This is a genomic window from Luteitalea sp., from assembly GCA_009377605.1.
Lineage (GTDB): Bacteria > Acidobacteriota > Vicinamibacteria > Vicinamibacterales > Vicinamibacteraceae > WHTT01.
Map to the genome: position 1 here is coordinate 95687 of WHTT01000004.1, position 26498 is coordinate 122184.

Genomic DNA, 26498 nt, shown 5'->3' on the forward strand with positions numbered 1-26498 from the left:
TCGTCCGCCAAGCGTTCGTTGTGCGAAAGGAAATGTAGGGCGCGCTCGCCGACTCGTCCGCCGTAGCGCGGAGCGCGAAGGCGCGAGCGCGCCGTCACGGCCGCTTCGGCGAGGTGGCCCTCCCTAGTCATACCAAGGTGTCGTCAATTTACACCGTCTTTATTGATTTCGTCGTCAATTTACACCGTGTTTATTGGTTCTCTAGCGCCAATGTCGCCCCGTATTTATCGGTCACCTTGTCACAGATGGGCGCCGAAGCGCTCGGTCCAGGCCGCGACCTAGTGGGCTAGTCTTGTGTCGCGACGACACACCTGCAGCCACCGCTCGGCGGAATGGTCGGCTTAAACTGTCCCGGTGCCGAAGCTGACGGTTACGGTCATCACGCTCAACGAGGGGCACCAGCTCGCAGGTGCCCTCGAATCGGTGGTCGATTGGGTAGACGAGATCGTTGTCGTCGATGGCGGCAGCACCGATGACACGGTCGAGGTCGCTCGCCGCTACACCGACCGCGTGCTGTGCCGTGACTGGCCCGGGTTCGGTCCGCAGAAGAACCGCGCTGCCTCGCTGGCAACGAACGACTGGATTCTGACGCTCGACTCCGACGAGCGCGTGACGCCGGCCCTGGCAGCGTCCATCCAAGCAACCCTCGCGGGAGAGCCCAGCGCAGTCGCATACCGGATGCGGCGTCTCAGTTGGCACCTTGGGCGTTGGATACACTCCACTGACTGGTATCCGGACTATCAGACCCGTTTGTACGACCGCCGGCGTGCGCGCTGGGTGGATCGCAAGGTTCACGAAGGCCTGATTACGAATGGGCCGGTGGCCCTGCTCTCCGGAGAGCTTCGCCACTACCCGTATCGCAGTATCAGCGACCATCTGTCCACCATCGATCGCTACACGACGCTGTGGGCCGAACAGTCGCTGGTCGATGGGCACCGCGCCCGCTTGCGCGATCTCGTCCTGCGTCCGCCGGCTGCGTTTCTGCGAAATTACCTCCTTCGACACGGCTTCAGGGATGGCCGCGCTGGTCTCGTGATCTCACTGATGAACACCTGGTACGTGGTGCTGAAATTCGCGAAGCTTTGGGAGCTTCAGGCCCCCGACGTTCAATGTCCTATGCCTAGTCCTCATCCCCGTAAGGCGAACATCCAAGGGAAAGAGTGACAATCGCGCTTAGTGGCCTGTATCTAGCACTAGATGGTGTCGCTGCACATTGACACGGCGCGGACCTGGCGGGGCGGCCAGAATCAAGCGCTCCTCACCGTGCTCGGCTTGCGCGCGCTCGATCATCGCACCGTGCTCGTCGCGCATCCGGACGGCGAGCTGCGGCGGCGTGCATCGGAAGGGCCAGACCTGATTCCGCTTGCGCCGCGCGCCGAAGCAGATTTCGCCACCGGGTGGCGCCTCGCCAGAGTGCTGAAGGATGTGCGGCCCGCCATCGTGCATGCGCACGATCCCCACGGGGTGGCCGCAGCCGCTCTCGCGCTGTCGTTTCACCGCGCAACGCCGGCGCCGGCCTTGGTCGTATCGCGCCGCGTCGACTTCCTGTTGAAGCAGAACACGTTCTCGCGATGGAAACATCGCCAGGTACGTCTTTTCATCTGCGCGTCGGAGGCCATTCGGCAGCTCCTGATTGAACAAGGCGTTCCGGAAGCGCGCTGCGTGACCGTGCACGAGGGCGTCGACCTCGACCATATCGCCGCCCGAGAGCCACGGTCGCTCCATGAAGAGCTCTGGCTGCCGCGAGGCGCGCCGGTCGTCCTGAACGTCGCGGCACTCACCGCGCACAAAGGCCAGCGGTACTTCATCGACGCCGCGGCGCGCGTGCTCCGTCAGTTACCAGACGTCCGATTCGTCATCCTCGGTGAAGGCGAGCTCCGCTCTTCGCTCGAGCGCCAGACCCGCGAGCTCGGCCTCGAGCGTCACGTGCTCCTGCCGGGCTTTCGGCCGGATGTCCTGTCGCTGCTCAAGACCTGCGACCTGTTCGTCATGAGCTCGGTCATGGAAGGACTCGGTACGTCGCTGCTCGACGCGATGGCCTGCGCCAAGCCAATTGTTGCGACCGACGTCGGCGGCATTCCAGAGGTGGTGGTCGATGGCGAGACGGGCTTGCTCGTCCCTCCGCGCGACGGCGACGCCCTCGCGCGCGCGATTGTCGCGCTCCTCACCGACGAGCCGCTGGCGCGACAGGTTGCATCCGGGGGTTATGAGCGCGTGAGACGGCGCTTCTCCGCCGAGCGTATGGTTCTCGAAACGCTGGAGGTGTATCGGCAGGTGCTCAGGTCGGGGTCAAGTTAGCAGGTCCTCCAAACGCATCGTATCCGGATCGAGCACTACTCCGGTCGGCAGAATGCACGCAACGGACACTGTCGGTTGCTTCCACTCGTTCCAAACCCACACGCGCCCATCATGCCGAGGTGGCACAGAGAAAAGTCGTATCGGACAGGATCATCGGGATCGAACCGGCGCAAGGAGGCGGTGATCTCCGCCGCCATGCGCCAGCCGGCGCTGCGGTACCGTGTGAGGCCGAGGCACCGACCGACGCGGATGACGTGCGTGTCGAGCGGCACGACGAGCTGTGCGGGCCGAATCATCGTCCAACCACCGGGATCGACGGCGTCGGAGCGCACCATCCAGCGGAGAAAGAGGTTCAACCGCTTGCACCCGCTCCCAGAGGAGGGGCGCGGGAAGAAGAAGTGCACGCCCGGCCGCCGCGGCAGGGGCCTGCCGTACGCCTGGCGTACGTCCACGCCGCAAGCGCGAGCCGAGAAACGCTCCACGGTCTCGCTGACGTCCGGCGCGCCTGAATCGTGTCCGTCCGCCACGTAACGCTCGATACTGCCGGCGCGCTCGATCATGTGGCGGAGCACGAGCATCAGAGCCACCAGATCCTCGGCGCGCGTCCAGCGATGCCCGAGCCCGGCAAACGTGTCCGTGAGCTCGGATAGCGCAAACGATCGCACGAAGGCCGCCGGCGATGGTCCCATCAACGTGAGCAGGCGCTCGACCGAGGCCAGCACGCTCGCGACGCGCCCAAACGCGAGCGCTGATGCGACAAACGCTACGATCTCGCGGTCCGCAATTTCACGGTACCGATGGACGAACTGCACCGGGTCGGCCGCTGCGTCCTCTCGATTGAACGCTTCGTACAGATCGTCGAGCTCCGGCTTGAGAGAGCTGTGGCGCATTCCGGACTGTTCGTGGGTTAGAAGCTCGTTAGAGGGATGCGGGCACGGCACATCGGACACTGATCCGCCGGGTAGTTCTCTGGCGCGCCGTACTCGACCAGCGAGATGTTTGGCACACCAAGGTCGACAACCGCTTCCATGCGATCGCAGATCTCGACGCAGGCGATCACGTCACCCCCGGCGTCGCGCACGAGCGTCATGCACCGCTCGAACGTCTTGCCCGTGTTCCGCACATCGTCAGCCAGGATCACCCGCCGTCCAGCAACGGTGCTGGCATAGAAGGGCCGCAGGCGGAGGCCTCCATGCGGATCGTGCGTGAACGGCGCAAAGCGCAACGACGGGTGCGAGAGGCTGCGTTGGCCGTCGAGCAGTCCGGCCAGCGTGTGGGCGAGCAACGCACCGCCCGTCGCGGGTCCGGCAACCACCTCGACCCGCATCTTGAGCTCATAAGGCATCAGTTCCAGGAGATCCTGCGCGAGGCGCCAGATGGTCGACGGATGCTGGAAGAGACGGTGCGGATTGACATACACGCGGCCGTGGTAGCCGTTGCCATAGTCGAAATGGCCGTCGAGCATCAGGACCTCCGACTGGCGGAGCTCCTGCATCGCGCTGCGGCGCACCTCTTCGGCTCTGGCGAGTGTCATGCAGACCGGTCAAATGAACCGTATCGTTGAACGACGGTAGGGCCGCCTCGCCGAGGCGGCCGTTAGCGACCAGGCACGTTCGGCGAACGTGCTTTCCTCAGTTCCCGCCACGCCGTCAGCGACGGAGTGTCGTCATTGCAGTACACGAGGCGGCCGCCTACGAACGTCGCGCCGACGCCGCCTCGTAAGCGCCATCCGCCAAACGGCGTGTTCTTGGACTTCGACCGGAGCTTCTTCTTGTCGATGGTCACGTCAAGATCTGGCAGCAGCACGGTGATGTCGGCAGGCCGTCCGATGGTTAGCGATCCGCCCGTGACCTTGAGGAGGCGCGCCGGGTTCACCGAGAGCAGCTCGACGAAGCGGCCGATCGAGATGACACCAGCATGCACGAGCCTGTCGAGGACCAACGGCACACAGGTCTCCAGTCCAACGATCCCGAACGGCGCGTGGTCGAACTCCACAGCCTTTTCATCGGCGTGATGCGGCGCGTGGTCTGTGGCAATCACATCGACCGCACCATCGCGCAGGCCCTCCATCAGCGCATCACGGTCGGCCGCCTCCCTGAGCGGCGGGTTCATCTTGGTGTTCGTGTCGTAGTCACCCAGCGCCTCGTCTGTGAGCGTCAAATGGTGCGGCGTCACCTCGCACGTCACACGGATGCCGCGCGCCTTACCGTCACGCACGGCTCTCAAGGACCCTCGCGTGCTCAGATGCGCAATATGCACCGGCGCCTTCGTCAGCCCGGCCAGCGTCACATCGCGCTGGACCATCAACTCCTCCGCCTCACCCGGTATCCCGCGAAGCCCGAGCACGCTGGCGTGGTATCCCTCGTGCGCGACACCGTCCCCCTTCAGCGTTTGGTCCTCGCAGTGATCGATGACCAACAGCCCCAGCATGTCCGCGTACTCCAGCGCGCGCCGCATCAGCAGCGCCGTGGCCACGGGGTGACCGTCATCGGAGACCGCCACACAACCGGCGTCTCTGAGCTCCCCCAGCTCGGCGAGCTGCTCGCCGTGCTGTCCAACGGAGACGGCGCCAATGGGATACACGCGCGCGCGATTCGCCTGGGCGGACCGTTCCAGGATCAGCTCGGTCACGCTGGCGTTGTCGTTGACAGGCGACGTGTTCGGCATACATGCCACAGCGGTGAAGCCGCCCGCCACCGCCGACGCCACACCGCTCGCCACATCTTCCTTGTGCTCCTGCCCCGGCTCTCGCAGGTGCACGTGCATATCAATCAGCCCCGGGCAGACGATGGCCCCTTCCGGCACGTCGAGAATCGCCGCGTCCCGATCGACCGCTATGTCGCGATCGATCCGAGCCACGACGTCGCCTTCAATCAGTACGTCGTAGATACCGTCACGATCGCTTACCGGATCTACCAGACGACCGCCTTTCAACAACAGTTTCATGTCTGTAGTGTCTACGAAGGGCCTTCGCTGCCGCCTGTCAGCAGATAGAGCACGGCCATCCGCACCGCCACGCCGTTGGCGACCTGCTCGAGGATGACGGAGTACGGACCGTCGGCCACATCGGAATCGATCTCGACTCCGCGGTTGATCGGCCCTGGGTGCATGATGATGACGTCGGGCTTGGCGCGCTGCAGCCGTGCAGCTGTCAAGCCGAACAATCGATAGTACTCGCGGATCGACGGAAAGAAGTGGCCCTGCATCCGCTCCAGCTGGATGCGCAGCATCATGACGACATCCGCATCCTGTACCGCCTCGTCGATGGACGAGGTGGCCGTCGCACCCATGCGGTCGAGGCCCACGGGTCGAAGCGTCGTCGGCGCGCACGCAACCACCTGCGCGCCGAGCTTGTTCAGCAGCAAGAGATTCGACCTCAGGACGCGGCTGTGGAGCAGGTCACCCACGATGGCAACCTTCAGTCCTGCGAAGCCTCCCTTGTGCTGGCGGATTGTGAAGCCATCCAGGAGCGCTTGCGTCGGGTGCTCGTGCGTCCCGTCCCCCGCGTTCACGACACGCGCCCGGCAGATACGCGCGAGCAGATGGCAGGCGCCGGACGAGGGGTGGCGCATCACGATCGCGTCCGGCGCCATGGCTTCGAGGTTCCGGACGGTGTCGGCGAGCGTCTCCCCTTTGACAACGCTGGAAGTGGAGGCGGCAATGTTGAGCGTGTCGGCGCTCAAGCGCTTCTCCGCAATCTCGAAGGAGGTGCGCGTCCGTGTGCTCGGTTCGAAGAAGAGATTGACGACCGTCTTGCCGCGCAGTGTGGGCACCTTCTTGATCTGCCGCTCGCCCACCTCCTTCATCGCCTCGGCGGTGTCCAGGATCAGACGGATCTCTTCCGCCGAGAGCTCCGCAATCCCGAGCAAATGACGGTTCTCGAGCGCCGTCACGGTCGGCGTTCGTGGGCCCTCGGCTGATCCCTGATCCCTGACCCCTACTGATCCCTGCCCCGTGCCCCCTGACCCCTTCATGAGGAGCTCGCCTCCTCCTCCAAGACCACTTCATCGACGCCATCGATCTCGGCGAGCCGCACCTGGACACTCTCTTTGAGCGACGTCGGCAGATTCTTACCGACGTAGTCCGCCTTGATGGGCAGCTCGCGGTGGCCGCGATCGATGAACACGAGCAGTTGGATGGTGCGAGGCCGGCCGAAATCGATGAGCGCGTCCAACGCGGCGCGCACCGTTCGCCCCGTATACAGCACGTCATCGACCAGGATGATGCGGTGGTCGTCGATGGGGAATGGGATGTCCGTCGGGCCAACCACCGGCTGCGGGCCGACCTGATGGCGCATGAGATCGTCGCGGTACAGCGTGATGTCAAGGGAGCCCACCGGCACTTGGTGGCTCGTCAGCTCGCCGATGGCCGTCACGATTCGCTGCGCAAGCGGGACGCCGCGTGTGCGAATGCCAACAAACGCGACATCGTCGAGACCGCGGTTGCGCTCGAGGACCTCATGCGCAATGCGCGCGAGCGTACGCCCCATCCGTGCCGCATCAATCACGACCGGCACGGTACCCTCAGATGCGCCAAGCTATTGCGCAAAGAAGATCGCTCGGGGATTCTTGGTGCCGCAGACGACGGCAGGCGGGGAGTGTCGGTCATGGATACCTCTTCGCAGCCTCGCGGGGCCACACTTAAAGAGTCGTGCAATCTTAGTGACGGGATGATGCCGGTGTCAATCAGAACCAGCAGGCGACGCCCGACCTTTAGGTCGGGCTGTACGTCGGCACGAATACCACCGGACGCTCTGCTGTGAAGCTCGATTTGAACAGATCAGTGCGCGCAAAGCCGTCCATGTCACGGGCAACCGGCAAGCCCAGGAAGTACAGCAACGTCGGGAGCACGTCCACCGCAGAGCCGCGGTGCGGGCGGCTGGGACGAACCGGCTGGCCATAGGCGAGAAGGAACCCGTCGGGCGACTGCTCGTGGACACTCAGGCTACCCGCTTCTCCGGCCAAGCGGCTCACCAGCCGGGCGACAAGGCCCGTCGGCTCCATGCCATAGCCCGACACCACGAAAAGGACGTCGTCATCACCCAGCCGGTCGATCGCCGCGCCCACCTTGCCATCGATGTACGCATAGTACTCGTCGAGCATCTGGCCCGCGCGACGCCGCTCCGCCGCGCTCGGTCCACCAACGAATCGGGGCAACGCGGCACGGCTGAACGTATGACGCACCCGATCGAATGCCTCGTATCGGAGCGCGGCAACCTGTGGACCGAAGCGCCGATCGAGGTCGAGGAAGATCTGCTCGTACAAGACATCGCGCCAGGTCGATGGATCGCCGCTGCGGCGCCCGCTCGGCGGTCGGGTCGACAACTCGGAGGCAATCTGGTCAGCGACCTGCGCGGCCGCGGAGGGCGCCGCCAGCGGCTCGGGCACCGGCGCAGGGGACGCTCCCGGGACACGCAAGTGCAGCCGATCGCTGATGAGAAATCCTCGGACCCATGGCGCCGGTGCCGTGAGGGGCCAGTTCACGATGCCGACGCTCAGTCCAGCAGCACTCAGAATTCCCCAGAGCGGTGGCGCGCGCAGCGCCGTGCGGAGCAACGGCTCGGCGCGGATCGCCCCGACCCACGACAGCACCTGGGCGCCACAGTAGGCAGGGAGGAGCTCGAGGTGTGGTAGGCCCGATCCAAAGGCGTAGCTCGCGGCCGCACGCACGCCGTTGGCCGACGGATACTTGCCGGTGGCGACAGCCGCCCAGACCGTCTCCGGCTGTGTCGGCCGAATGGTCGATAGGTGCAAGGATGCACCAGCGTCGAGCAGCCGGCCAAAGTTCGGGAGCCTGCCCTGTGCAGTGGCAGGATTGATGTACTCGAGCGACGCGCCGTTGACGAGCAGGACGACCACCTTGCCCGGCGGGCGAGCTTCGGGTACGAATGCCCGCGCGGCCTGGCCCGTGGCTCGCCTGGCCCCTTGGTCTGCCGGCCCGCGCGCCACGAGCGGCAGCAGCACCGACGCGAGCACGGCGAGCGCATACAAGCTGCCGCCAACGCGGCTGCCCCGCCGGCCGAACGAGTAGTGGACAACGGCAATCAGGAGGAGGACGAGGGCAGCAGCACTCACGCCGGCCGTGCCCGCCGCGAGGCGACGCGCCGTCTCCTCGCCGAGCTCGGCGCGAAAGGCCACCAAGTTCGTCCACATCAATAGCGCAGCACCGGCGCAAAGAATCGTCGTGACCCACGCGAGGATGCGCAGGCTGAGCCAACCCGGCATGCCGCCGCCGCGCACCAGGAGCCAGTGCAGGATGAGCAGGCCGGACAGTGTGACTGCGACGGCCGGCGCATAGACGAGCGCGAGGCGAATGTAGAGCCGTAGCACGAGGGAGGGCTCGAGCGCCAGCTGTGGGTTGAGCTGCAACACGAGCACCGTGATGTAAGCCGCACCGAGCGCCCCAGCCACGAGCGCGTTGGTCGAGATGCGCAGGGTTCGCATGGCTCGATCACAGAGTGACACAGATGCTCCTCGTCAGATCCGTGGATATACTCACAGCGGGATGATTCTCGACATCGACGCTGAGGTGCTGGCCAATACGAGGCTTTCCGCCGACTACAACATCCTCTCCCTGTCTGCTCCGGACATCGCGCAGCGAACCGAGCCAGGCCAATTCGTCATGGTGAGGCCCACCCGCGATTTCACGCCGCTTCTGCGTCGCCCGTTCTCGATCTTCGAGGTTCTGCGCGATCAATCGGGCGCGCCAGTTGGCATCTCACTCCTCAACAAGCGTGCAGGCGTCGGAACACGTCTGCTGTCGGACCTCGAGCGAGGCGCGCGTGTCTCCTGCCTTGGTCCTCTCGGCCGCCCGTTCGAGCCTGTCGACCCGCCCGCCGCAGCATTCATGGTGGCGGGCGGCGTTGGTCTGGCACCGTTTGCCACGCTCTGCGAGGCCCTGATCGCCCGCGGGACCCGTACCACGTTGTTCTACGGCGCCCGGCGCCACACCGAGCTGTTTCACACGGAGTGGTTTGCCGCTCGCGGGGTGACCCTCGCGCTCGCCACGGAAGATGGGAGCCGCGGCGACCTTGGTCTCGTGACCCAGCCGCTCAGGCACCAACTTGCCTCATTTGCCTCGTCGGACCGCGTTGCGATCTATGCGTGCGGCCCGACGCCAATGATGCGTGCCGTGTGGAAGCTTGCCGCGGACTTCGGCCGCGACGTGCAAGTCTCGCTCGAGCCGGTCATGGGCTGCGGCATGGGCGGGTGCTACAGCTGCGTGGTTCCGGTGCGCAACGAGGAAGGCCGCAGTCACTTCGTCCGCGCCTGCCTCGCCGGTCCCGTCTTCAACGCGAGCCGCGTGGTGTGGGAGGAGCTGTTACGATAAGGATGTGGATCTCACCGCGCGGATCGGGTCGCTCACGCTCAAGAACCCTCTCATTGCCGCGAGCGGCTGCTTCGGCTACGGTGTCGAGTACAGGGACGCCGTCGATCTCGCATCCCTTGGCGCTGTCTGCGTGAAGGGCTTGTTCCCCGGCGAGCGTGAAGGACACGCGCCACCGCGCATCGTCGAGACGCCGGCCGGCATGCTCAACGCCATCGGCCTGCAAGGCGTTGGCGTTCACCGCTTCGTCCGCGAGTACCTCTCCCAGCTCCGGTCGCTCGGTGCAACGACGATCGTGAACGTGTGCGGCAGCACGCTCGACGAGTACGTCGAGGTAACCAAGGTGCTCTCCGACCAGGAGGGTGTCGCGGCCATCGAGCTCAATATCTCCTGTCCGAACATCAAGGAAGGCGGCATTCAGTTCGGCTGCAGCCTCAGCGGCACGCACGAGGTGGTGGCCGCCGTCAAGCGTGCCACCCACCTGCCGGTCATGCCCAAGCTCACGCCCAACGTGACCGATGTCGCGTCGTTCGCGCGGGCGGCTCAAGAGGCGGGCGCGGATGCGGTATCGCTCGTGAACACGTTCCTGGCGATGGCAATCGACGTGGAAACGAGACGACCCAAGCTGTCGAACGTCCTGGGCGGTCTGAGCGGCCCCGCCATACGTCCCATTGCCGTGCGAATGGTGTGGGAGTGCCGGCAGGCAATCACGATTCCGATCGTGGGCATCGGGGGGATCACGAACGGCGCCGATGCGCTCGAGTTCATCATCGCTGGCGCCGATGCCGTGCAGGTCGGCACGGCGAACTTCGTGGAGCCACTGATCTGGACGCGATTGCTCGCTGACCTCGAAGACTATCTACGCCGTCACCATATCGAACGACTGTCGGATCTGGTCGGCAGTGTCGAGGTCTCGGCGTTCGAGCCCGCATGGATCGACTCCTAGTTGCACTCGATGTTCCCTCCGCCACCGACGCACTGGCCTTGGTGGATCGGCTGGGCGATGTGGTCGGTGGGTTCAAGATCGGCAAGCAACTGTTCACTGCCGAGGGACCGGCAGCGGTAGAGCCCATTGTGGCGGCGGGACACCGTGTCTTCCTCGATCTCAAGTTCCACGACATTCCGACGACCGTCGCGGGCGCAGCCCGCTCGGCGGTACGCTTGGGCGTGTGGATGCTGACCATTCACGCAAGCGGCGGTGTGGACATGATGCGGGCTGCGCGAACAGCGGCCGAGGAAGAAGCCGCGCTGCGCGGACGGCCGTGTCCGCTCATCGTCGCGGTGACGGTGCTCACCAGCTTGGATGAGCGTCGGCTCCGAGAGGTGGGAGTTGCGCGCCCCCTCAATGAGCAGGTCGAGGCGCTGGCGCTTCTCGCGCGCGAAGCGGGCATGGACGGTGTCGTCGCATCGCCGCTGGAGATCTCACGTCTCCGAGCGGCATGTGGCGCCAACTTCCTCATCGTGACGCCAGGCATCCGGCCGCAACGGACGCCGGGGACTCCATCCGACGACCAGGCGCGCACGCTCAGCGCAGGGGCCGCCATGGCCAGCGGTGCAAGCTACCTCGTCGTCGGCCGGCCGATCACGGCGGCCGCTGATCCACGCGCTGCCGCACGCGCGATGGCCGCGGAAATCACAGACGCTACTTTGCGGTGATCAGGAAGTGGCCGCGTCGGTTCTGCTGCCAGCAGCTTTCGCCCTGCTCCGGGCAGAACGGGTCCTCCTTCCCCTTGCTGACCGTGGTCACACGATCCGCTTCGAGGCCGAGGCTGACCAGGTAGCTGCTCACCGTCGTCGCGCGTCGCTCACCAAGCGCGAGGTTGTACTCGGTCGTGCCGCGCTCATCGCAGTGCCCTTCGATGAGAACCTTCGTGGTCGGCCACTGCTTCAGCCACTCCATGTTCTTCTGCAGGGACGTTCGCGCTTCTTCGCCTAGCTCCGCGCTGTCTAACTCGAAGAACGCATCGGCGAGTGGCTGCTCAGCGTTGAGGTCCTCGAGACTCTTGCCGGCGAAGATCTCATCTTCCGACAGCGGCTTCTCGTCCGAGGGCGTCTCTGCAGGGGCCGGGGGCGACGGCGGAGGTGGCGGAGCTTCTGGCGCGGCGGCCGGGGGCGGCGGCGGGGGCGCGGGAACTTCCGCAGGCTTCTTTCTGCCACAGCCGGCCACGGCCACGGCCAGGGTCAAAGCAACGAGGAGAAAGGTCACACGCGAACGCAACATGAGCAAAGTTCTCCTTGCGTCAATCGGCAGCGGACTCGTGAGCGATGGTAGCGCGCGTCAGCCTCTCGCACCGTCGCGGCCGCCTCGGCGAGGCGGTCCTCCCTGGCACGCAGTCCTAAATGCGGAAGCAGAGATTACCCGTGCTGTGCATTATGCATCGACTCTTTGCGTTGACAAGGGATTTCAGGCCCCCCTTACCACGCGACCGCCATTTGAGATTTGAGACCGAGCGCGAGATCGAGCACACCGCGGGCGCGGCGTACCCTACTTGAGGGTACCGATTTACTGCTGAGCTGTCAATTGCCGACGCGGCGGAGTGGCGGGCAAGCTAATCATCGTCCCAACTGTCCTCTTCGTCGTCCACGTCGTCGTCATCCTCGTCGAGGTCCTCGTCCTCGTCCTCCTCTTCCTCTTCGTCGAAATCCTCCTCCTCCTCGTCGTCCTCAACGGGCTCGAGCTCGAGCGGATCTACACCCGTGACCTCGAACTCGGTGCCACAGCTCTCACATCTGACCGCGTCACCTTCGTCGATTTCTTGCACATCGATTTCGAGATCCGCGTCGCATTCTGGACAGGTCACCATAGCTCCTGACTCCCACCGCAGACCGAATCTGGTGGAGTTGCTTGCGGCAATCCAAACTCTCGCCCATGCTGGGGCCCGAGCGCCTCCCGCACTCGGAGCCGAGGCTGGCTGGATCGGCGTTGAGCATCCACGCGTCGGGTCCCTCCCGCGCCGGCGACACCACACCGACCGCGTGTGGAGTGCCGGATTATAGCGACAAGGAGAGCGGCTCCGCAACGCACGACATCTCCGCCTTCGCCACTCGAAGAGCGCCCCCGAGATGCGTTCCCTCGATGATACCGCGATGAGGGGGGAAGGAGCTGACGACGTAACGGACGCCTCGGCGAGGTGTCCCTACGCGGGATTACTCCGCGGGACGGACGCGAAGCAAGCGGAGACCGTTCCCAATCACGATGAGCGATGCACCCATGTCGGCGACAACGGCCATCCAGAGCGTCGCCATCCCGGCAATCGCCATTACCAGAAACGCGGCCTTCAGGCCGAGTGAAAAGGCCACGTTCGTCTTGACGGTGGCGAGCGTCTTGCGGCTGAGTGAAAGAGCGTACGGAAGCTTGTGAAGGTCGTCGCCCATGAGAGCAACGTCGGCGGTCTCGAGCGCGACGTCCGTTCCGGCGACACCCATGGCGAGGCCCACGTCCGCGGCCGCAAGTGCCGGCGCATCGTTGACGCCGTCACCGGCCATCAGGACAGTGCCCGTGCGCGACTTGAGCCGCACAACCGCATCCACTTTGTCTTCGGGCAATAGGTCGGCGCGCCACTGGTCGGCGCCAACGGCGTCAGCGGTCGCCTGGGCCGCCCGTGCACAATCTCCGCTCAACACGACAATTGGCGCTACCCCCTGGCGCTTCAGCTCGGCCACCACTGGCCGGCTCGCGGCTCGCAGCTCGTCTCCCAGGACCAGTGCGCCAACGACGTCACCGTCGAGCGCCACGAGGACAACAGAGCCGCCACTCGCCTCCGATGCGGCCAGCGCGCCAGCGACCGGACCGCTGTCCACGCCGCGCTCCCGCAAGAGTCGCTCGTTGCCCACGAGAAGCGTCGCGTGCCCGAGAGCTGCCTCGGCACCGCGCCCAGGCCAGGCACGGAAGTCGGACGCCGCGTCGATCGGAACGCTTTCAGCGCGGGCGAGCGCGACCACCGCACGCCCAATGGGATGCTCGGAACGGGCTTCCACGGCCGCCGCCAGGCGCACGACCGCCGCGCGGTCCCTGGGAGGGATGGGATAGACGTCGGTAACGGTCAGGCGTCCCGTTGTCAGTGTCCCTGTCTTGTCGAAGGCGATCGCTCGTACGTCGGCGAGGCGCTCGAGGTGGCGGCCACCCTTCACGAGGACGCCGTGGCGCGCAGCCACCGTGAGCGCGGACACGATCGCAACCGGCGTCGAGATGACCAGCGCGCACGGACAAGCAATAACGAGCAACACGAGCGCTCGGTAGATCCAGTCACTCCACGCGCCACCGAGTGCGAGCGGGGGCATCACCGCGACCAGCGCCGCGGACAGGAGCACAGCCGGCGTGTAGACGCGAGCGAACCGATCAACCCAGGCTTGGGAGGGCGCGCGTTGAGCCTGGGCCTGCTCGATCAAGTGCGTGATGCGGGCGATGGTGCTGTCGCGGCCCCTGCGCGTGACACGAACTTCCAGTGCGGCCGACCCATTGATGGTACCTGCGAATACCGGACTGCCGGGCCCTTTGGCCACCGGCAGCGACTCGCCCGTCACGGGCGATTGATCCACATCGCTCTCACCGTGGACGATGTCGCCGTCGAGTGGTACCCTCTCACCCGGCCGCACGACGATGACCTCACCGAGACCCACGGCATCCACCGGCACCGTCATGTCCTGACCGTTGCGGCGCACGAGGGCCTCCGCAGGCGCAAGCGACATCAGCGCGCGTACGGATCGGCGCACACGATCCATGCTGCGGACCTCCAGCCACTGCGCGAGCGCGAACAGGAAGATGACAGTTGCCCCTTCGAACCACTCGCCGATGAGCGCCGCGCCCGCGACGGCCACCAGCATGAGCGCATTGATGTCGAGCGTGCGCAGCCGCACGGCGGCTGCGGCCCGCCGCACCACGGGCAGGCCGCCCGCGACGGCAGCCCCACCAAACGCAGCAGCGAGCGCCCATTGCGCGGCGCCCGCCGCGTCGAGCAAAGCGCCGACGATCACGAGCACACCGGAGACGGCAACGAAGAGACCGCGCGACCAGCCGCCGGCGACCGCCGGACGCGCACGGTCTTCGTCGTGCGGCCAGGCGCGCAAGCCCGCCTCTGCGACTGCCTCCGTGATGCGGGTGACGGAGATGCGGGCGGCGTCGTGATGGACACGCAGCTGCTGGCGGACAACGTCGGCCGAGAGCCCGGTCAGACCAGGGAGCCGCTGCAGGTGCTTTTCCAGCAACGCCACCTCTTCGTGACAACAGAGGCCGTCGACGCGAAACGTCGACTCCGCGTGCTCGACACAAACATCGCAACTCGAACGCAGGACCATCAACTCCCTCTTAGCGCGGTGCGTCTACGGCTTCGCGGACGTGCCCTGAGGCCTGCTGGAGCAGTGTGAGGATATGGTGATCGTCGAGGCCATAGAAAACGAGGCGCCCGCTCCGGCGCGCGCGGACGAGCCGAGCGCCGCGGAGCAAGCGGAGCTGGTGCGACACTGCGGATTCGGACAGCCCGACGATGGCCGCAAGATTACATACGCAGATTTCACCCTGGGACAGGGCATCGAGCAGCCGCACCCTGGTCGGATCGCCGAGCAGCCGGAACGTCTCCGCGAGCGCGGTGGCAGTGCGATCGCTGACGAGCTGGCGTCGAAGGCGCGCGACGGTGGCGGGATCGGTGTGGGTGTCCACACACCGGTCATCAGCACTGCTGGGCGTTGTAGCCTGCTCTGGTAACCGGCGATGGTCCGGAGACGTAGTACTTGGAGACTTGGTAGATGTCAGCAAGGCTCTATATCTGAACACATGCTCAATCGTCACATTGTAGCACGACCGAGGCGGCCTGAAGGCCGCGCGCTACGTCTATATCCGTGCAGAAGGAGCCTGTCCTCTTGCGCCACGGTTGACACAGTTTTCCGCCACCACTAGGATTTTTGGTTGCGATTCCTCATCAGGCTCGGTGCAACGCCTGGTCCTGCAAGCCACGCGTCGACTCCGGCGCGATTCATAGTTGGGAGTGCACGGTGATCGAGGTCCAGCACCTCACGAAGCGATACGGTCTGACCACGGCCGTTGACGACATCAGCTTCTCAGTTGGGAAAGGCGAGATTCTCGGGTTCCTGGGACCGAACGGCGCCGGGAAGACGACGACGATGCGTGTCCTCACGGGGTATATGCCAGCCACGCAGGGCAAGGCGACGGTTGCGGGCTACGACGTCTTCGAGCAGCCCGTCGAAGCCAAGCGCCGGACGGGATATCTTCCCGAGACTCCGCCGCTGTATCCGGAGATGACCGTCCACGAGTATCTGACCTTCGTGGCGGCTATCAAGGGGATCCCGTCCGCAAGCCGCAAGCGCCAAGTCGACAACTCGCTACAAACGGCGAGAATCACAGACGTCGTGTACAAGCGCTGCGGAGCGCTCTCGAAGGGGTACCGCCAGCGCGTGGGGCTGGCGCAGGCAGTGCTTCACAATCCCGAAGTGCTCATCCTGGACGAGCCCACTGCCGGCCTCGACCCCAAACAGATCATCGACACGCGCGAGCTGATCAAGAGCCTCGCGGGCGACCATACGATCGTGCTCAGCACGCACATCCTGCCCGAGGTCGCCCAAACCTGCCAGCGCGTCGTCATCATCAACAAGGGACGCGTCGTCGCGGAGGACACGCCCGAGAACCTAACGGCGTCTGTTACGGACGTCGAGGCTATCTACGTGCAGGTGGACACAGGTGGCGTCGACGCGGCGCCGACGCTCCAGGGCGTGGCTGGCGTGACGCGTGTGGTGGGGACGGAGGCGCGCGACAGCCGGTTCGCCTTCGAAGTGCACAGCGAGCCGGCCCGCGATGTGCGCCGGGACCTCGTGGCGGCCATCGTCTCGCAGGGCTGGGGCTTATTGGAGCTGCGACCATTGCGATTGAGCCTGGAGGAGGTCTTCCTCCAGCTGACGACCGAGGAGCACGACGCCCCGGAGACAAGCCCCCCGGAGACAAGCCCCCACGAGACAAACGCCCCGGAGACAAGCGCCCAGGAGACAACAATTCATGAGTAATGTTCTCGCGATCACGCGAAAGGAGCTGCGCGCGTACTTCACGTCGCCGATTGCCTACGCGACGATCGGCCTTTTCGCGCTGATCTTCGGCCTGATGTTCGTCGCGTTCTTGCGATTCTTCCTGGACCAGAGCCTGCGCACCGGCCAGATGGGGATGGGTGGCCCTCAGAGCGTCAACGTCAATCAAATGCTCATTCGGCCGCTCCTGCTCCAAACGAGCGTCATCGTCCTCTTCGTGCTACCGCTCCTGAGCATGCGAACGTTTGCCGAAGAAAAGCGCAGTGGGACGATGGAGCTGCTGCTCACCTCGCCGCTCCGTGACTGGGAGATCATCCTCGGCAAGTTCTTTGGCGCTGCGGCTCTCTATGCGCTGATGCTCGCCGTGACTTGGCTCAGCGTGGTCTGGTTGTTCATGTACGGCAACCCCGAGTGGCGCCAGGTTCTCACGGGCTATCTCGGCCTCCTACTGCTGGGGAGCTCGTTCCTGTCCTTGGGAATGTTCATCTCGAATCTGACGCAGAACCAGATCGTCGCCTGCTTCGTGACCTTCGCGGTGTTGTTGCTGCTCCTGCTCTTGAATTGGGTGGCGGAGTTCGCTGGTCCGATGATGCGGGAGGTCGTGACCGCGCTTTCCATCACCGAGCACTTCGATGACTTCGCGAAGGGCGTCATCGACACGAAGCATCTCGTGTACTACGCGAGCTTCATCTTCTTCGGGCTGTTCCTCACGTCGCGCTCGCTCGACGCCGATCGGTGGAGGGGATGAGAGCGCCGATGGACACACGTGCCGATCTAGGCGCGGCTCGAGATCTTCCCTCTCTGTTTTGTGAACGGCCAACCTGAGCGCATTATGAACACCGCGATGCTGAAGAGAATCTTGAACTGGATTGGTTGGGTTGGCGTCGCCCTCGTGCTGGCCGCCGTGGCCCTGCTCGTCGTCAAGCCGGATCTCACGACGGTCCGATGGTGGCTCGCGATGGCGGGTCTCGTGTGCGTGCTGCTGTATCTGGCCAGCCAGTGGCGCGAGATCATCGGTGCGTTCGGCAACCGCTCGGTCCGCTACGGCTCGCTTTCACTCGGCAGCATTGCGATCGTGATTGGCATCCTCGCGGGCGTGAACTATGTGGCTGGACGGGAGAGCAAACGCTGGGATCTCACGGCATCGAAGCAGTTCAGCCTGTCTGATCAGACCAAGAGCGTGCTCGCCGACCTCGAGTCGCCGGTTCAGGTCAAGGTGTTCGCGCGCGACATGAACGCGGGCGAGTTCCGCGACCGCCTGATGGAGTACCAGAACGCATCGGATCAGGTGAAGGTCGAGTACATCGATCCCGACCAGCAGCGCACCGTTGCGAACAAGTACAAGATTCAGCAGTACGGCACCATCGTTGTCGAGTACGGCGGTCGCAGCGAGCGGACCACGACCAACAGTGAGCAGGAGGTCACGGCGGCGATTGTCCGTGCCGTCGAGGGTGGACAGAAGAAGGTCTACTTCGTCCAGGGGCATGGCGAGCGCGATCCGACGAGCGCGGATGAGCGCGGCGGGTACAACGCAGCCACCGAGCAGCTCAAGACCGAGAACTTCGAAGTCGAACCCCTCCAGCTCGCGCAGCAGCGTGACGTTCCCGAGGATGCGAACGTCGTCGTTGTCGCGGGCCCACAGACGGATCTCCTCGAGCCGGAGGTCGAGGCGCTTCGCCGATACCTCAACCGCGGCGGGAAGCTGCTCCTCATGCTCGATCCGCCGACGAGCCAAGAGAGCCAGGAACTGACGAGCCTCGTTGCGTTGGCGCACGAGTGGGGCATCGAGGTGGGCACCAACGTGGTCGTGGATGCCAGCGGCATGGGGCAGCTCATCGGCTCCGGTCCAGAGACGCCGCTCGCCATGACCTATCCAGAGCATGCCATTACGACCAACTTCAAGATGATGACGGCGTTCCCCCTCGCCAGATCCATTACGCCCGTCAGTGACGGCGTCGATGGGCGCACGGCGCAAGCAGTGGTCGAAACCAGCGATAACAGTTGGGCCGAGGCGAATCTCGGCGCTCTCGCCGCGGGCGGTGAGGTGTCGCTGGATGAAGAGGCGGGCGACAAGCCGGGGCCAATTCCGCTGGCAGCCGCCGTGTCACTACCGGCCCCAGAGCCAGAGCCAGAGCCAGAGGCAAAGGCCGGTGGAAACGGCGAAGCCTCCAAGGAGGAGGCTTCCGAGGCCGAAGGCGCCAGTGACGACACCAAAACGCCTGAGACGCGGGTGGTCGTCTTTGGCGACTCCGACTTCGCTTCCAACAGCGTGCTCGGCTTGCAGGGTAACCGCGACCTGTTCCTGAACACCTTGAACTGGCTGGCGGAGCAGGAATCGCTCATCGACATCCGCCCACAGGAACCGGACGATCGGCGCGTCACCATGACGGCGGCACAAACCACCCGCGTGGTCTGGCTGTCGATGTTGGCGGTGCCCGCGCTGGTCTTCATGAGCGGCGTCTACATCTGGTGGCGGAGGCGAGGATGAGTCGGGGGCGCTCCTTCCTGATCTTGCTCGTCGTCGGCCTTGGCCTTGGCGCCTACATTTATTTCGTCGAGCGGCACCGACCGCCGGCCGAGGAGCGTGACGCCGAAACGCTCGAAAAGGTATTCCCGGACCTCGACGCCGCCAAGCTGACCGAGCTGACCGTGAAGGCGGCATCAGGCGCGACCACGACGCTCAAGAAGGAGGGAGCGTCGTGGCAGATTGTCGCCCCAATCCAAGGGGCGGCAGACGAGAGTGAGGTCTCCAGCATTACGTCGAACCTCTCGACGCTCGAGATTCAGCGTGTGCTGGTCGAGAAACCGAAGGACGTGGCGCAGTACGGCCTCGCGGAACCTCGAGTAGAGGTCACGTTCCGCGTATCGGGCCAGCCGAAGCCGCACCAGCTCCTGATTGGAGAAAAGACGCCTACGGAAGGGGACCTGTACGCTCGCGTGGACGGTGCACCGCGCGTGATCCTCGTGCCTTCCGGGCTCGAGACGACATTCGACCGCGACACCTTCGCGTTGCGTGACAAGAGTGTGCTGACCTTCGATCGCGACAAAGTGGATCGGCTCGACGCCAGGAGCGCGTCCTGGGAGCTCCAGCTCGTGAAGAAGGGGGATACGTGGCAGATGGCGAAGCCATGGTCCACGCGCGTCGACAGTGGCACGGTGGAGTCACTGCTCGGAAGTCTCGCGTCGGGGCAGATGAAAGCGCTCATCGCCGATGACGCAAAGACGCTCGATACGTACGCTCTCGACAAGCCCTCGGTGACCGTGACGCTCCACTCCGGCAGCACCTCGGCCTCCCTGCTCCTGGGCCGAGACGCCGATGAGGAAGGCGTCTACGCAAAGGATGGCTCACGTCCGATGGTATTCACGGTCGAGAGCACGCTCGCCGACGATCTGCGGCGCGAGCCATCGGAGTACCGGCCGAAAGAGCTCTTCGCGTTCCAGAACGTCACCGGCCAGCGCCTCGAGATCACTCGCGACGGCACCAAGCGACTCTTCGAAAAGAGGAAGGAATCGAAAGACGACAGCGCTCCGGAGCGCTGGACACAGGTGCAGCCGCAAGCCAAGGTCGACGCGGCGACAGTGGATGACCTGGCGTCGCGGATTGCCGACCTTCGAGCAGACTCGTACGTCGACTCGCTCCCCGCCGGCAGCGCGCAAGTCGTCGCGATCACGGCGGTCTCCGAGGGCGACAAGAGCGAGAGCGTGACGCTGTACCGCTCCGGCAAGGAGGCATACGCCGTTCGCACCGGCGAGCCTGGCGCCGCCACAATCCCCGCCGATACCCTCGACGACGTCGTCAAAGCGCTCGACGCGGTCAAGTAGCCATGCGAAACAGAGGTAGGGCGCGGCTTTAGCCGCGCCGGGTGGAACGGCGACCATGCCCCTAAGGGCCTGTCAGGGAATAAGTGTGCCGTTCTGGGTGTCGAGGCGCCCGTCTGGCAAGGCGCGAGGAGTGCGCATACCGGGAGTATGTAAGCGACGAGCAACGCTGCGAGACGGGATGCATCGGCAGCCAGAATGGTGCACTTATTCCCTGACAGGCCCTAAAGGGGCGCCCTACTTGGCATCAAGAAAACGCCTCACCTCCCGCGCGACGGCATCGCGGTCGGCATCGACGCCTCCGCCCTGTGCGAGCTCCCGCTTGCCACCTCCCCTCCCGCCAAAGCGATCGGCGAGCTGACCGAGCAACCGAGAAGCATCGACACCCGTGGCATCGGCGCTCCGAGCGACAACAATCGCCGCCGGCCGTGCCTCGGTGAGCAAGACAACGACGCGGCCCGACGTGGCCGTGAGCGAGGCGGCAGCCGTTCGAAGCGCGCTGGCATCGGCACCCTCCAGGACAGCGACCAGAAGGTCGACGCCGGCCACCGGCTCTGCCCGCTCCGCCAAGGCAGCGGCCCGAACCGTGCTCAGCTCCTGGGACAGCGTGCGCGTGACCTTCCTCAGATCGCGCGCTTCTGCGACCAGCCTCTCGACGGCTGTATCGACATCGGCCGATGCCACGGAGAGCAGCTCCGAGGCGTGCGAGACCACGTCGCGAAGCTCGCGGTGGCTTCGGAGCGCACGTTGTCCACAGACGAACGTGATGCGAGTGCCGTTCTTGTAGCGTTCCCATTCGCGAATCACGATCGCACCAATCTCACCAGTACGAGTGGCGTGTGTTCCGCCACACGCCGAGAGATCCCAGTCCGCGATATCAATCAGTCGTAGGGTGCCCGCGCGCTGCGGCGGCTTGCGCAGCGGAAGCGCCTCACCCTCGTCTCCGGACACGAAGCGAATGTTGACTGGCCTGTTCTCCCAGATGACGCCGTTTGCGGCCTCCTCAGCAGCCTCGATGGCAGAGCGGCTCACCTCTCGCGCAAGGTCAATCGTCGACGTGCTGCTGCCGAGGTGAAAGCTCAGGGTCGGCACATCCTGCAGGCGAACGAAAGACGCGGACAAGATGTGCTGACCAGTATGCTGCTGCATGTGGTCGCGCCGTCGTTCGTGATCGATCCGCCCCGTTACACGCTCACCGTCCTCGAGCGTCCTTGCCGCGTCAATCACGTGGGCAACACGATGCTCCTGGTCGATGACGTCGACGACGCGCGTCTCGTTCAAGCGCCCGGTGTCGAACGGCTGGCCACCGGAGGTTGGGTAGAACGCCGTGCGATCGAGATACACGAGAGTGCGACCTTCCTCGTGCGTGATCCCAACAATTGTCGCCTCGAATTCCAGACAATCTGGATCGGTGTAGTAGAGCCGCTCAGTCATCAGTTGGAGTCAGCCGATCACCTCGTCACCCGGTCACCAGCAGCGGGTCTGGCACCCCTGCCTCGGCGAAGCCCTTTGCGCGTAGGGTGCAGGCATCGCAGTGCCCGCACGGCCGCCCGTCCGGCTCGGGATCGTAACAACTGAGCGTGAGACCGTAGTCGAGGCCCAACGACAGACCGCGACGAATGATGTCCCCCTTGGAGAGCTCGGCCAGCGGCGCGTGGACGTGGAACGGGTGTCCCTCGACGCCGGCCTTCGTGCCGAGTTGGGCGACTCGCTCGAATGCGCGAATGTATTCGGGCCGGCAGTCCGGATAGCCTGAATAGTCTATGGCGTTGACGCCGATGAAGATATCGTGGGCGCCCAGAGACTCGCTCCACGCCAGTGCGAGCGCAAGAAAGACAGTGTTCCGTGCGGGCACGTAGGTGGGCGGAATCTCACTGAGGTCCCCGGGGCGGTCCTTCGGTACGTCGGTGGCGCCGGTGAGCGCAGAGAGCGCAATTGGACGCAGGTCGACCTCCAGCTCCATGTGCTTGGCCACACGCAACGCATCCGCTACGGCGCGAGCGGCTCTGATCTCCTGAAAGTGAGTCTGGCCGTATCGCACGGTCAGCGCATAGAGGTCGAAGCCGAGATCTCGCGCGATGGCAGCGGCCGTGTAGGAATCGAGCCCACCGCTGAGCAGAACTACAGCTGCGCGCTTCTCGCTAGCCGTCTTGACGGCCCGGACCTCTCGCATTTGAGCCAAGTTCTCCTCCGTCAAGACGGCCGCCCCGCGAAGCGGGGCAAAGCAAGCACTGTGACTAGCGAGGCCCTCTACATCGAGATGCTCGACGGTCTGAGTCCGGGGCCTCGCTAGTCATACGCCGCGCGTCTCCGGTTCCCAGATGTACTTGTGGAGCTGCAGGTGAAGCCGCGCGGGCAACTGGTCTGCCACCATCCACGCCGCCAGCTCTCTCGGCTCGAGCACTCCATGCACAGGCGAGACATGGATGGCGTGGACCCGCTCGGTGAGACGGTGTCGCTCGACGACATCGCGGGCGTACTCGTAGTCGGCCCGATCCTTGACGACGAGCTTCACCTCGTCGTGCGGTTGGAGGCGATCGATGTTACTCCAGTCGTTGCGGGACGCCTCGCCGCTGCCCGGGCATTTGATGTCCATGATGCGCACGACCGCCGCCGGGACGCGCGCCAGGCTCATGTGACCGCCGGTCTCGAGCAGGACGGTCCGACCAGCGGTGAGCAGCCGGTGCATCAGGGCGTACACACCCTCTTGCAGCAGGGGCTCGCCGCCGGTGACCTCGACCAGCCGGCAACGATGGCGATCGACCTCGGCGCACACGTCCTCGACGGACCACTTTCGTCCTTCATGGAAGGCATGGGCCGTGTCGCACCAGCGACACCGCAGATTGCATGCGGTGAGGCGCACAAAGGTGCAAGGGAGGCCCGCCCAGGTCGACTCGCCTTGGATGGAGCAGTAGATCTCGTTCACTGTGAGCGTGGCCACGGACGTCTCCCCTACGCTGATTGTACTGCAGGGGCGTTTGTTCTCGGGCCCTCGCTGCTGCATTCACGCCCGACCTGACTTGTCCGCCGAAGCGCGAAGGCGCGAAGGCGGAAGGTCGGGCCTACACTTCTACTTCACCGTCACCTTCTTGATGCGATCATCGACGCGTAGCTTCATGACGACGTCCATCCCAGAAACGACGCGCCCCACAACGACGTACTTCCCATTCCACCCGGGATGCGCCTGAAGACCGATGAAGAGTTGACTGTCGGCGAGCTTGGGATCGCCGGAGTGTGCGAGCGCTACGGTCCCGCGTTCGTGCGTCAGCCCCTTCGCGAACTCAGCGACCTCGAGGGGGCGGCCGCTCCCGCCACCGCTCCCGCTGCCCCACTCCGCTCGTTTGGTCATGTCGCGCGTGCGAATGTCACCGAACTGGATGAGTGACCCCGGCTCGACACGGTGAATTCGTTGGTTGTTGTAGAAATACTTCTTCACGAGCCGTACGATGTGCGCCACACTCTTCGGCGCCTCTGAAGCAAGGAGCTCGACCTCGAATGTGCCTTTCTCGGTCGCAAAGAGCAGCACAGGGTTCTCCGTTGCCTCGGGCTTCGTCGTACCCTGTGACTGCGCGGCCGACGGCACGGACAACGCCAATACTGCCACCGCGCCTACCAACCAGGGCTTCGCAGATCTCGCAGATGCTTCGAACATCTTGTCCCTCCATGGGCCCTGGGCCACCGGGCCTCAGGACATCGGGAGCACACGTTGTCGTAATGTCGCCCAGTATAACGGCACCAGGAATCAGGATTCAGGAATCCTGATTTCTAATCCTGACGCCTATCTTGGGGCAGAGGCGGTCGAGCGGGCACGTGCGGCAGAGCGGATAGACCGGCTTGCAGATGTTCTGTCCCCACGAGACGAGGAAGAGATTCACGTCCGCCCACCAGCGCTTTGGCACAGCGTCGTACAGCGCAAGCTCGGTCTGTTTTGGTGTTTTCGTCTTCACCCACCCGAAGCGGTTTGCGATACGGTGGACATGCGTATCGACGCAGATATAATCAGCACTCTCGTGAGCAACGATGAGCGTGAGGGTGGCGGTCTTGCGGCCGACGCCTGGCAGCGTGAGGAGCTCCTCCATGGTGGCCGGGATCCGTCCTCCGAACTCCGCGATGATCTGCCGGCTCGCGGCCTTCACGTGGCGTGCCTTGTTTCGATAGAAGCTCACCGGATAGATGAGCCGTTCGATGCGTGTCAGCGGGAGGCGAGCCAGGACGCCAGGCGTCGGCGCGACCGCAAACAGGCGCGTCGATGCCTCGTGTGTCACCGGGTCTCTCGTTTGGGCCGAGAGCATCGTGCCGATCAACACTTGGAATGCGTCCCCCTCTTGCTCCTCGGAGATCTTCTCGATGGCCGGCAACTCCATTGAGAGAATCGCCTTCTTGAGGGTGCGCAACGTGCGGTCGATGGGTGCGGCGTTCGGTGGCATGAGTAATGCTCCACGATGATACGGCATCTGGACATCGATGAATAATGACCAGAGATTCCATTGAAATCGCGGTTCGCGAACTTCGCAATTGGGACAACTGACCATGTCGATTCACATCGTTCGTGCACGAGTACTGTCCATCTGCTTCGCGCTCGTTACGGCTGTCGTTCTCACGGCGCCACCGGTGCACGCGCAAGGCCTTCCCACCGCTGCACCGGAGTCGGTCGGCGTGTCGTCCGAGCGGCTCGCCCGTCTTTCCGAGACGATGCGACGCTACGTCGATGAGAAGCGCATCGCCGGTGTCGTGACGCTCATCGCGCGGGACGGGAAGGTGATCCACTTCGATGCCGTCGGTCACCGCGACATCGAGGCGAGCGCGCCGATGGAGAAGGACACCATCTTCCGCCTCGCCTCGATGTCGAAAGCCGTCACGAGCGTCGCCATCATGATACTCATGGAGGAAGGACGACTCTTGCTGAGCGATCCGTTGTCGAAGTTCATTCCAGCCTTCGAGAGCACGACTGTGGCCGTGCCGCCTCCGCCGAATGCGCCGGAGAGCAGCCCAGTGGCGGTCGTCCCCGCCGAGCGCCCAATCACGATTCGAGATCTACTCACGCACACGGCCGGCATCTCGTATGGCGCCGGTGCGACGGAGCCGCAGTATCAGGCCGCAGGCTTCGACGAATGGTATTTCGCCGGCAGTACCGAGCCGATCGGCGCGCGAATCGAAAAGCTCGCCACACTGCCATTCGATGAACAGCCTGGCAAGCGCTGGGTCTACGGCTACTCGACCGATATCCTCGGCTCCGTGGTCGAGAAGGCCTCGGGTCTGAAATTCGACGAGTTCTTGCGCCAGCGTGTCTTCGAACCGCTGAAGATGGTCGATACTTACTTCTTCCTGCCGCCCGAGAAGCGGGACCGCCTATCGACGGTGTACTCGGCCACGCCGGACGGCGGTATCGAGCGTGCGCCAGACACGGGACGCTCCCAGGGAGCATACGTCGATGGGCCACGAGCCTCCTTCTCGGGCGGCGCGGGCCTGCTCTCCACGACACAGGATTACGCTCGTTTCCTGCAGATGCTGCTGAACGGTGGCGAGCTCGATGGCGTGCGGATCCTCGGCCCCAAGACAATCGAGATGATGACGTCGAACCATGTGGGCACGCTGTATGCGGAGGGAACGCTCGGATTCGGCCTTGGCTTCGAGGTGGTGGAGCACCTCGGCAGTGCGGGGCGCCCCGGCAGCGTTGGTGAGTTCTCCTGGGGCGGCGCCTATTTCACGCGGTTCTGGGTGGACCCACAGGAGAAGCTCGTTGCCCTGTTCATGGCACAGCTGCTCCCGAGTGAAGGGCTCGACCTGCAGGGCAAGTTCCGCGCGCTGGTCTATCAGGCTATCGAAGCGCCCGTAGCGGTGGAGGCCAGCGTAGCGAGGTAAGGGGTCAAGGGATCTAGGGGTCAAGGGATCTAGGGGTCAAGGGATCTAGGGGTCAAGGGATCTAGGGGTCAAGGGATCTAGGGGCCAAGGGATCTAGGGACCAAGGGACCTAGTACATCGTCCGATTAATGCTTTGTGTTATTTGTCGGGCGGCGACGGCGGCG

The 26498-nt window shown here is 64.7% G+C and carries 25 protein-coding genes; 10 read left to right on the forward strand and 15 right to left on the reverse strand.

Annotated features, from left to right (window positions below; genetic code table 11):
* Nucleotides 1–354 precede the first annotated feature (354 nt).
* The gene (locus tag GEV06_02450; protein MPZ16767.1) at nt 355–1164 is read left to right on the forward strand and encodes a glycosyltransferase; all 810 of its coding nucleotides are present in this window, start codon (nt 355–357) and stop codon (nt 1162–1164) included.
* Between the two features lie 33 nt (nt 1165–1197).
* Nucleotides 1198–2298: a glycosyltransferase gene (locus GEV06_02455; GenBank protein ID MPZ16768.1), complete on the forward strand. Its 1101-nt coding sequence runs from the start codon at nt 1198–1200 to the stop codon at nt 2296–2298.
* Between the two features lie 35 nt (nt 2299–2333).
* Here GEV06_02455 and GEV06_02460 read toward each other — a convergent pair whose 3' ends face one another.
* From GEV06_02460 to GEV06_02485, 6 genes are all read right to left on the reverse strand, one after another.
* Nucleotides 2334–3188 (reverse strand): TIGR02757 family protein, encoded by an 855-nt coding sequence (locus GEV06_02460; GenBank protein ID MPZ16769.1) that lies wholly within the window; start codon nt 3186–3188, stop codon nt 2334–2336.
* Between the two features lie 17 nt (nt 3189–3205).
* Nucleotides 3206–3832 (reverse strand): hypothetical protein, encoded by a 627-nt coding sequence (locus GEV06_02465; protein ID MPZ16770.1) that lies wholly within the window; start codon nt 3830–3832, stop codon nt 3206–3208.
* A 62-nt stretch (nt 3833–3894) separates the two neighbouring features.
* Complete coding sequence (locus tag GEV06_02470) at nt 3895–5244, reverse strand: amidohydrolase family protein (protein ID MPZ16771.1); 1350 nt, start codon at nt 5242–5244, stop codon at nt 3895–3897.
* A gap of 11 nt (nt 5245–5255) precedes the next feature.
* Nucleotides 5256–6272, reverse strand: coding sequence for an aspartate carbamoyltransferase catalytic subunit (locus GEV06_02475; protein MPZ16772.1), 1017 nt, complete (start codon nt 6270–6272; stop codon nt 5256–5258).
* Nucleotides 6269–6787 (reverse strand): bifunctional pyr operon transcriptional regulator/uracil phosphoribosyltransferase PyrR, encoded by a 519-nt coding sequence (gene pyrR / locus GEV06_02480; protein MPZ16773.1) that lies wholly within the window; start codon nt 6785–6787, stop codon nt 6269–6271. The genes GEV06_02475 and pyrR overlap by 4 nt, the downstream gene beginning before the upstream one ends.
* Before the next feature lie 223 nt (nt 6788–7010).
* Entirely contained in the window at nt 7011–8741 is a 1731-nt protein-coding gene (locus GEV06_02485) for a hypothetical protein (protein MPZ16774.1), read from the reverse strand.
* Here GEV06_02485 and GEV06_02490 point away from each other — a divergent pair.
* Genes GEV06_02490 through pyrF form a run of 3 tightly spaced genes read left to right on the forward strand, consistent with a single transcriptional unit; the run spans nt 8725 to nt 11280 of the window.
* Nucleotides 8725–9627, forward strand: coding sequence for a dihydroorotate dehydrogenase electron transfer subunit (locus GEV06_02490; protein ID MPZ16775.1), 903 nt, complete (start codon nt 8725–8727; stop codon nt 9625–9627). The genes GEV06_02485 and GEV06_02490 overlap by 17 nt on opposite strands.
* A gap of 4 nt (nt 9628–9631) precedes the next feature.
* Nucleotides 9632–10570 carry a dihydroorotate dehydrogenase gene (locus tag GEV06_02495; protein MPZ16776.1) on the forward strand — a complete coding sequence of 313 codons (939 nt, stop codon included), beginning with the start codon at nt 9632–9634 and terminating at the stop codon, nt 10568–10570.
* Nucleotides 10555–11280 (forward strand): orotidine-5'-phosphate decarboxylase, encoded by a 726-nt coding sequence (gene pyrF / locus GEV06_02500; protein ID MPZ16777.1) that lies wholly within the window; start codon nt 10555–10557, stop codon nt 11278–11280. The genes GEV06_02495 and pyrF overlap by 16 nt, the downstream gene beginning before the upstream one ends.
* Here pyrF and pal read toward each other — a convergent pair.
* The 4 genes from pal to GEV06_02520 form a co-directional block, all read right to left on the reverse strand.
* A complete protein-coding gene (gene pal, locus GEV06_02505) occupies nt 11267–11845 on the reverse strand; it encodes a peptidoglycan-associated lipoprotein Pal (GenBank protein ID MPZ16778.1) in 579 nt (192 codons plus the stop codon). The genes pyrF and pal overlap by 14 nt on opposite strands.
* 328 nt (nt 11846–12173) lie before the next feature.
* A complete protein-coding gene (locus GEV06_02510) occupies nt 12174–12428 on the reverse strand; it encodes a hypothetical protein (GenBank protein ID MPZ16779.1) in 255 nt (84 codons plus the stop codon).
* Nucleotides 12429–12771: 343 nt separating this feature from the next.
* Nucleotides 12772–14919, reverse strand: a complete 2148-nt coding sequence (cadA, locus tag GEV06_02515; protein MPZ16780.1) for a cadmium-translocating P-type ATPase — start codon at nt 14917–14919, stop codon at nt 12772–12774.
* 10 nt (nt 14920–14929) lie between these two features.
* On the reverse strand, nt 14930–15280 hold the full coding sequence (locus GEV06_02520) for a metalloregulator ArsR/SmtB family transcription factor (protein ID MPZ16781.1): 351 nt from the start codon (nt 15278–15280) through the stop codon (nt 14930–14932).
* 332 nt (nt 15281–15612) lie between these two features.
* Here GEV06_02520 and GEV06_02525 point away from each other — a divergent pair, with 332 nt between their 5' ends.
* The 4 genes from GEV06_02525 (at nt 15613) to GEV06_02540 (ending at nt 20475) form a co-directional block, all read left to right on the forward strand.
* A complete protein-coding gene (locus GEV06_02525) occupies nt 15613–16635 on the forward strand; it encodes an ATP-binding cassette domain-containing protein (GenBank protein MPZ16782.1) in 1023 nt (340 codons plus the stop codon).
* On the forward strand, nt 16628–17401 hold the full coding sequence (locus tag GEV06_02530; protein ID MPZ16783.1) for an ABC transporter permease subunit: 774 nt from the start codon (nt 16628–16630) through the stop codon (nt 17399–17401). Before GEV06_02525 ends, GEV06_02530 begins: the two co-directional genes overlap by 8 nt.
* 84 nt (nt 17402–17485) lie before the next feature.
* Nucleotides 17486–19141 (forward strand): hypothetical protein, encoded by a 1656-nt coding sequence (locus tag GEV06_02535; GenBank protein MPZ16784.1) that lies wholly within the window; start codon nt 17486–17488, stop codon nt 19139–19141.
* A complete protein-coding gene (locus tag GEV06_02540) occupies nt 19138–20475 on the forward strand; it encodes a DUF4340 domain-containing protein (GenBank protein MPZ16785.1) in 1338 nt (445 codons plus the stop codon). The genes GEV06_02535 and GEV06_02540 overlap by 4 nt, the downstream gene beginning before the upstream one ends.
* Before the next feature lie 234 nt (nt 20476–20709).
* Here GEV06_02540 and GEV06_02545 read toward each other — a convergent pair whose 3' ends face one another.
* The 5 genes from GEV06_02545 to GEV06_02565 all read right to left on the reverse strand — a co-directional run bounded on the left by GEV06_02545 (nt 20710) and on the right by GEV06_02565 (nt 24899).
* On the reverse strand, nt 20710–21906 hold the full coding sequence (locus GEV06_02545) for a hypothetical protein (protein MPZ16786.1): 1197 nt from the start codon (nt 21904–21906) through the stop codon (nt 20710–20712).
* Nucleotides 21907–21931: 25 nt separating this feature from the next.
* Nucleotides 21932–22645 carry a 7-cyano-7-deazaguanine synthase QueC gene (gene queC / locus GEV06_02550; protein MPZ16787.1) on the reverse strand — a complete coding sequence of 238 codons (714 nt, stop codon included), beginning with the start codon at nt 22643–22645 and terminating at the stop codon, nt 21932–21934.
* A gap of 120 nt (nt 22646–22765) precedes the next feature.
* Complete coding sequence (locus tag GEV06_02555) at nt 22766–23476, reverse strand: radical SAM protein (GenBank protein ID MPZ16788.1); 711 nt, start codon at nt 23474–23476, stop codon at nt 22766–22768.
* Between the two features lie 66 nt (nt 23477–23542).
* Nucleotides 23543–24124: a peptidylprolyl isomerase gene (locus tag GEV06_02560; protein MPZ16789.1), complete on the reverse strand. Its 582-nt coding sequence runs from the start codon at nt 24122–24124 to the stop codon at nt 23543–23545.
* A 97-nt stretch (nt 24125–24221) separates the two neighbouring features.
* Nucleotides 24222–24899: an endonuclease III gene (locus GEV06_02565; GenBank protein ID MPZ16790.1), complete on the reverse strand. Its 678-nt coding sequence runs from the start codon at nt 24897–24899 to the stop codon at nt 24222–24224.
* 103 nt (nt 24900–25002) lie between these two features.
* On the opposite strand from GEV06_02565, the gene GEV06_02570 reads away from it, so the two are divergent.
* Complete coding sequence (locus tag GEV06_02570; protein ID MPZ16791.1) at nt 25003–26334, forward strand: serine hydrolase; 1332 nt, start codon at nt 25003–25005, stop codon at nt 26332–26334.
* Nucleotides 26335–26498 lie beyond the last annotated feature (164 nt).

What these genes read in the sequence shown, in the direction of transcription:
- GEV06_02455 (MPZ16768.1), top strand. Translation starts at nt 1,198, where the DNA reads ATGGTGTCGCTGCACATTGACACGGCGCGGACCTGGCGGGGCGGCCAG.
- GEV06_02460 (MPZ16769.1), bottom strand. Translation starts at nt 3,188, where the DNA reads ATGCGCCACAGCTCTCTCAAGCCGGAGCTCGACGATCTGTACGAAGCG.
- GEV06_02465 (MPZ16770.1), bottom strand. Translation starts at nt 3,832, where the DNA reads ATGACACTCGCCAGAGCCGAAGAGGTGCGCCGCAGCGCGATGCAGGAG.
- GEV06_02470 (MPZ16771.1), bottom strand. Translation starts at nt 5,244, where the DNA reads ATGAAACTGTTGTTGAAAGGCGGTCGTCTGGTAGATCCGGTAAGCGAT.
- GEV06_02475 (MPZ16772.1), bottom strand. Translation starts at nt 6,272, where the DNA reads ATGAAGGGGTCAGGGGGCACGGGGCAGGGATCAGTAGGGGTCAGGGAT.
- pyrR (MPZ16773.1), bottom strand. Translation starts at nt 6,787, where the DNA reads ATGGGGCGTACGCTCGCGCGCATTGCGCATGAGGTCCTCGAGCGCAAC.
- GEV06_02490 (MPZ16775.1), top strand. Translation starts at nt 8,725, where the DNA reads ATGCGCAGGGTTCGCATGGCTCGATCACAGAGTGACACAGATGCTCCT.
- GEV06_02485 (MPZ16774.1), bottom strand. Translation starts at nt 8,741, where the DNA reads ATGCGAACCCTGCGCATCTCGACCAACGCGCTCGTGGCTGGGGCGCTC.
- pyrF (MPZ16777.1), top strand. Translation starts at nt 10,555, where the DNA reads ATGGATCGACTCCTAGTTGCACTCGATGTTCCCTCCGCCACCGACGCA.
- pal (MPZ16778.1), bottom strand. Translation starts at nt 11,845, where the DNA reads ATGTTGCGTTCGCGTGTGACCTTTCTCCTCGTTGCTTTGACCCTGGCC.
- GEV06_02510 (MPZ16779.1), bottom strand. Translation starts at nt 12,428, where the DNA reads ATGGTGACCTGTCCAGAATGCGACGCGGATCTCGAAATCGATGTGCAA.
- cadA (MPZ16780.1), bottom strand. Translation starts at nt 14,919, where the DNA reads ATGGTCCTGCGTTCGAGTTGCGATGTTTGTGTCGAGCACGCGGAGTCG.
- GEV06_02530 (MPZ16783.1), top strand. Translation starts at nt 16,628, where the DNA reads ATGAGTAATGTTCTCGCGATCACGCGAAAGGAGCTGCGCGCGTACTTC.
- GEV06_02535 (MPZ16784.1), top strand. Translation starts at nt 17,486, where the DNA reads ATGAACACCGCGATGCTGAAGAGAATCTTGAACTGGATTGGTTGGGTT.
- GEV06_02540 (MPZ16785.1), top strand. Translation starts at nt 19,138, where the DNA reads ATGAGTCGGGGGCGCTCCTTCCTGATCTTGCTCGTCGTCGGCCTTGGC.
- GEV06_02545 (MPZ16786.1), bottom strand. Translation starts at nt 21,906, where the DNA reads ATGACTGAGCGGCTCTACTACACCGATCCAGATTGTCTGGAATTCGAG.
- queC (MPZ16787.1), bottom strand. Translation starts at nt 22,645, where the DNA reads ATGCGAGAGGTCCGGGCCGTCAAGACGGCTAGCGAGAAGCGCGCAGCT.
- GEV06_02555 (MPZ16788.1), bottom strand. Translation starts at nt 23,476, where the DNA reads ATGCAGCAGCGAGGGCCCGAGAACAAACGCCCCTGCAGTACAATCAGC.
- GEV06_02560 (MPZ16789.1), bottom strand. Translation starts at nt 24,124, where the DNA reads ATGTTCGAAGCATCTGCGAGATCTGCGAAGCCCTGGTTGGTAGGCGCG.
- GEV06_02565 (MPZ16790.1), bottom strand. Translation starts at nt 24,899, where the DNA reads ATGCCACCGAACGCCGCACCCATCGACCGCACGTTGCGCACCCTCAAG.
- GEV06_02570 (MPZ16791.1), top strand. Translation starts at nt 25,003, where the DNA reads ATGTCGATTCACATCGTTCGTGCACGAGTACTGTCCATCTGCTTCGCG.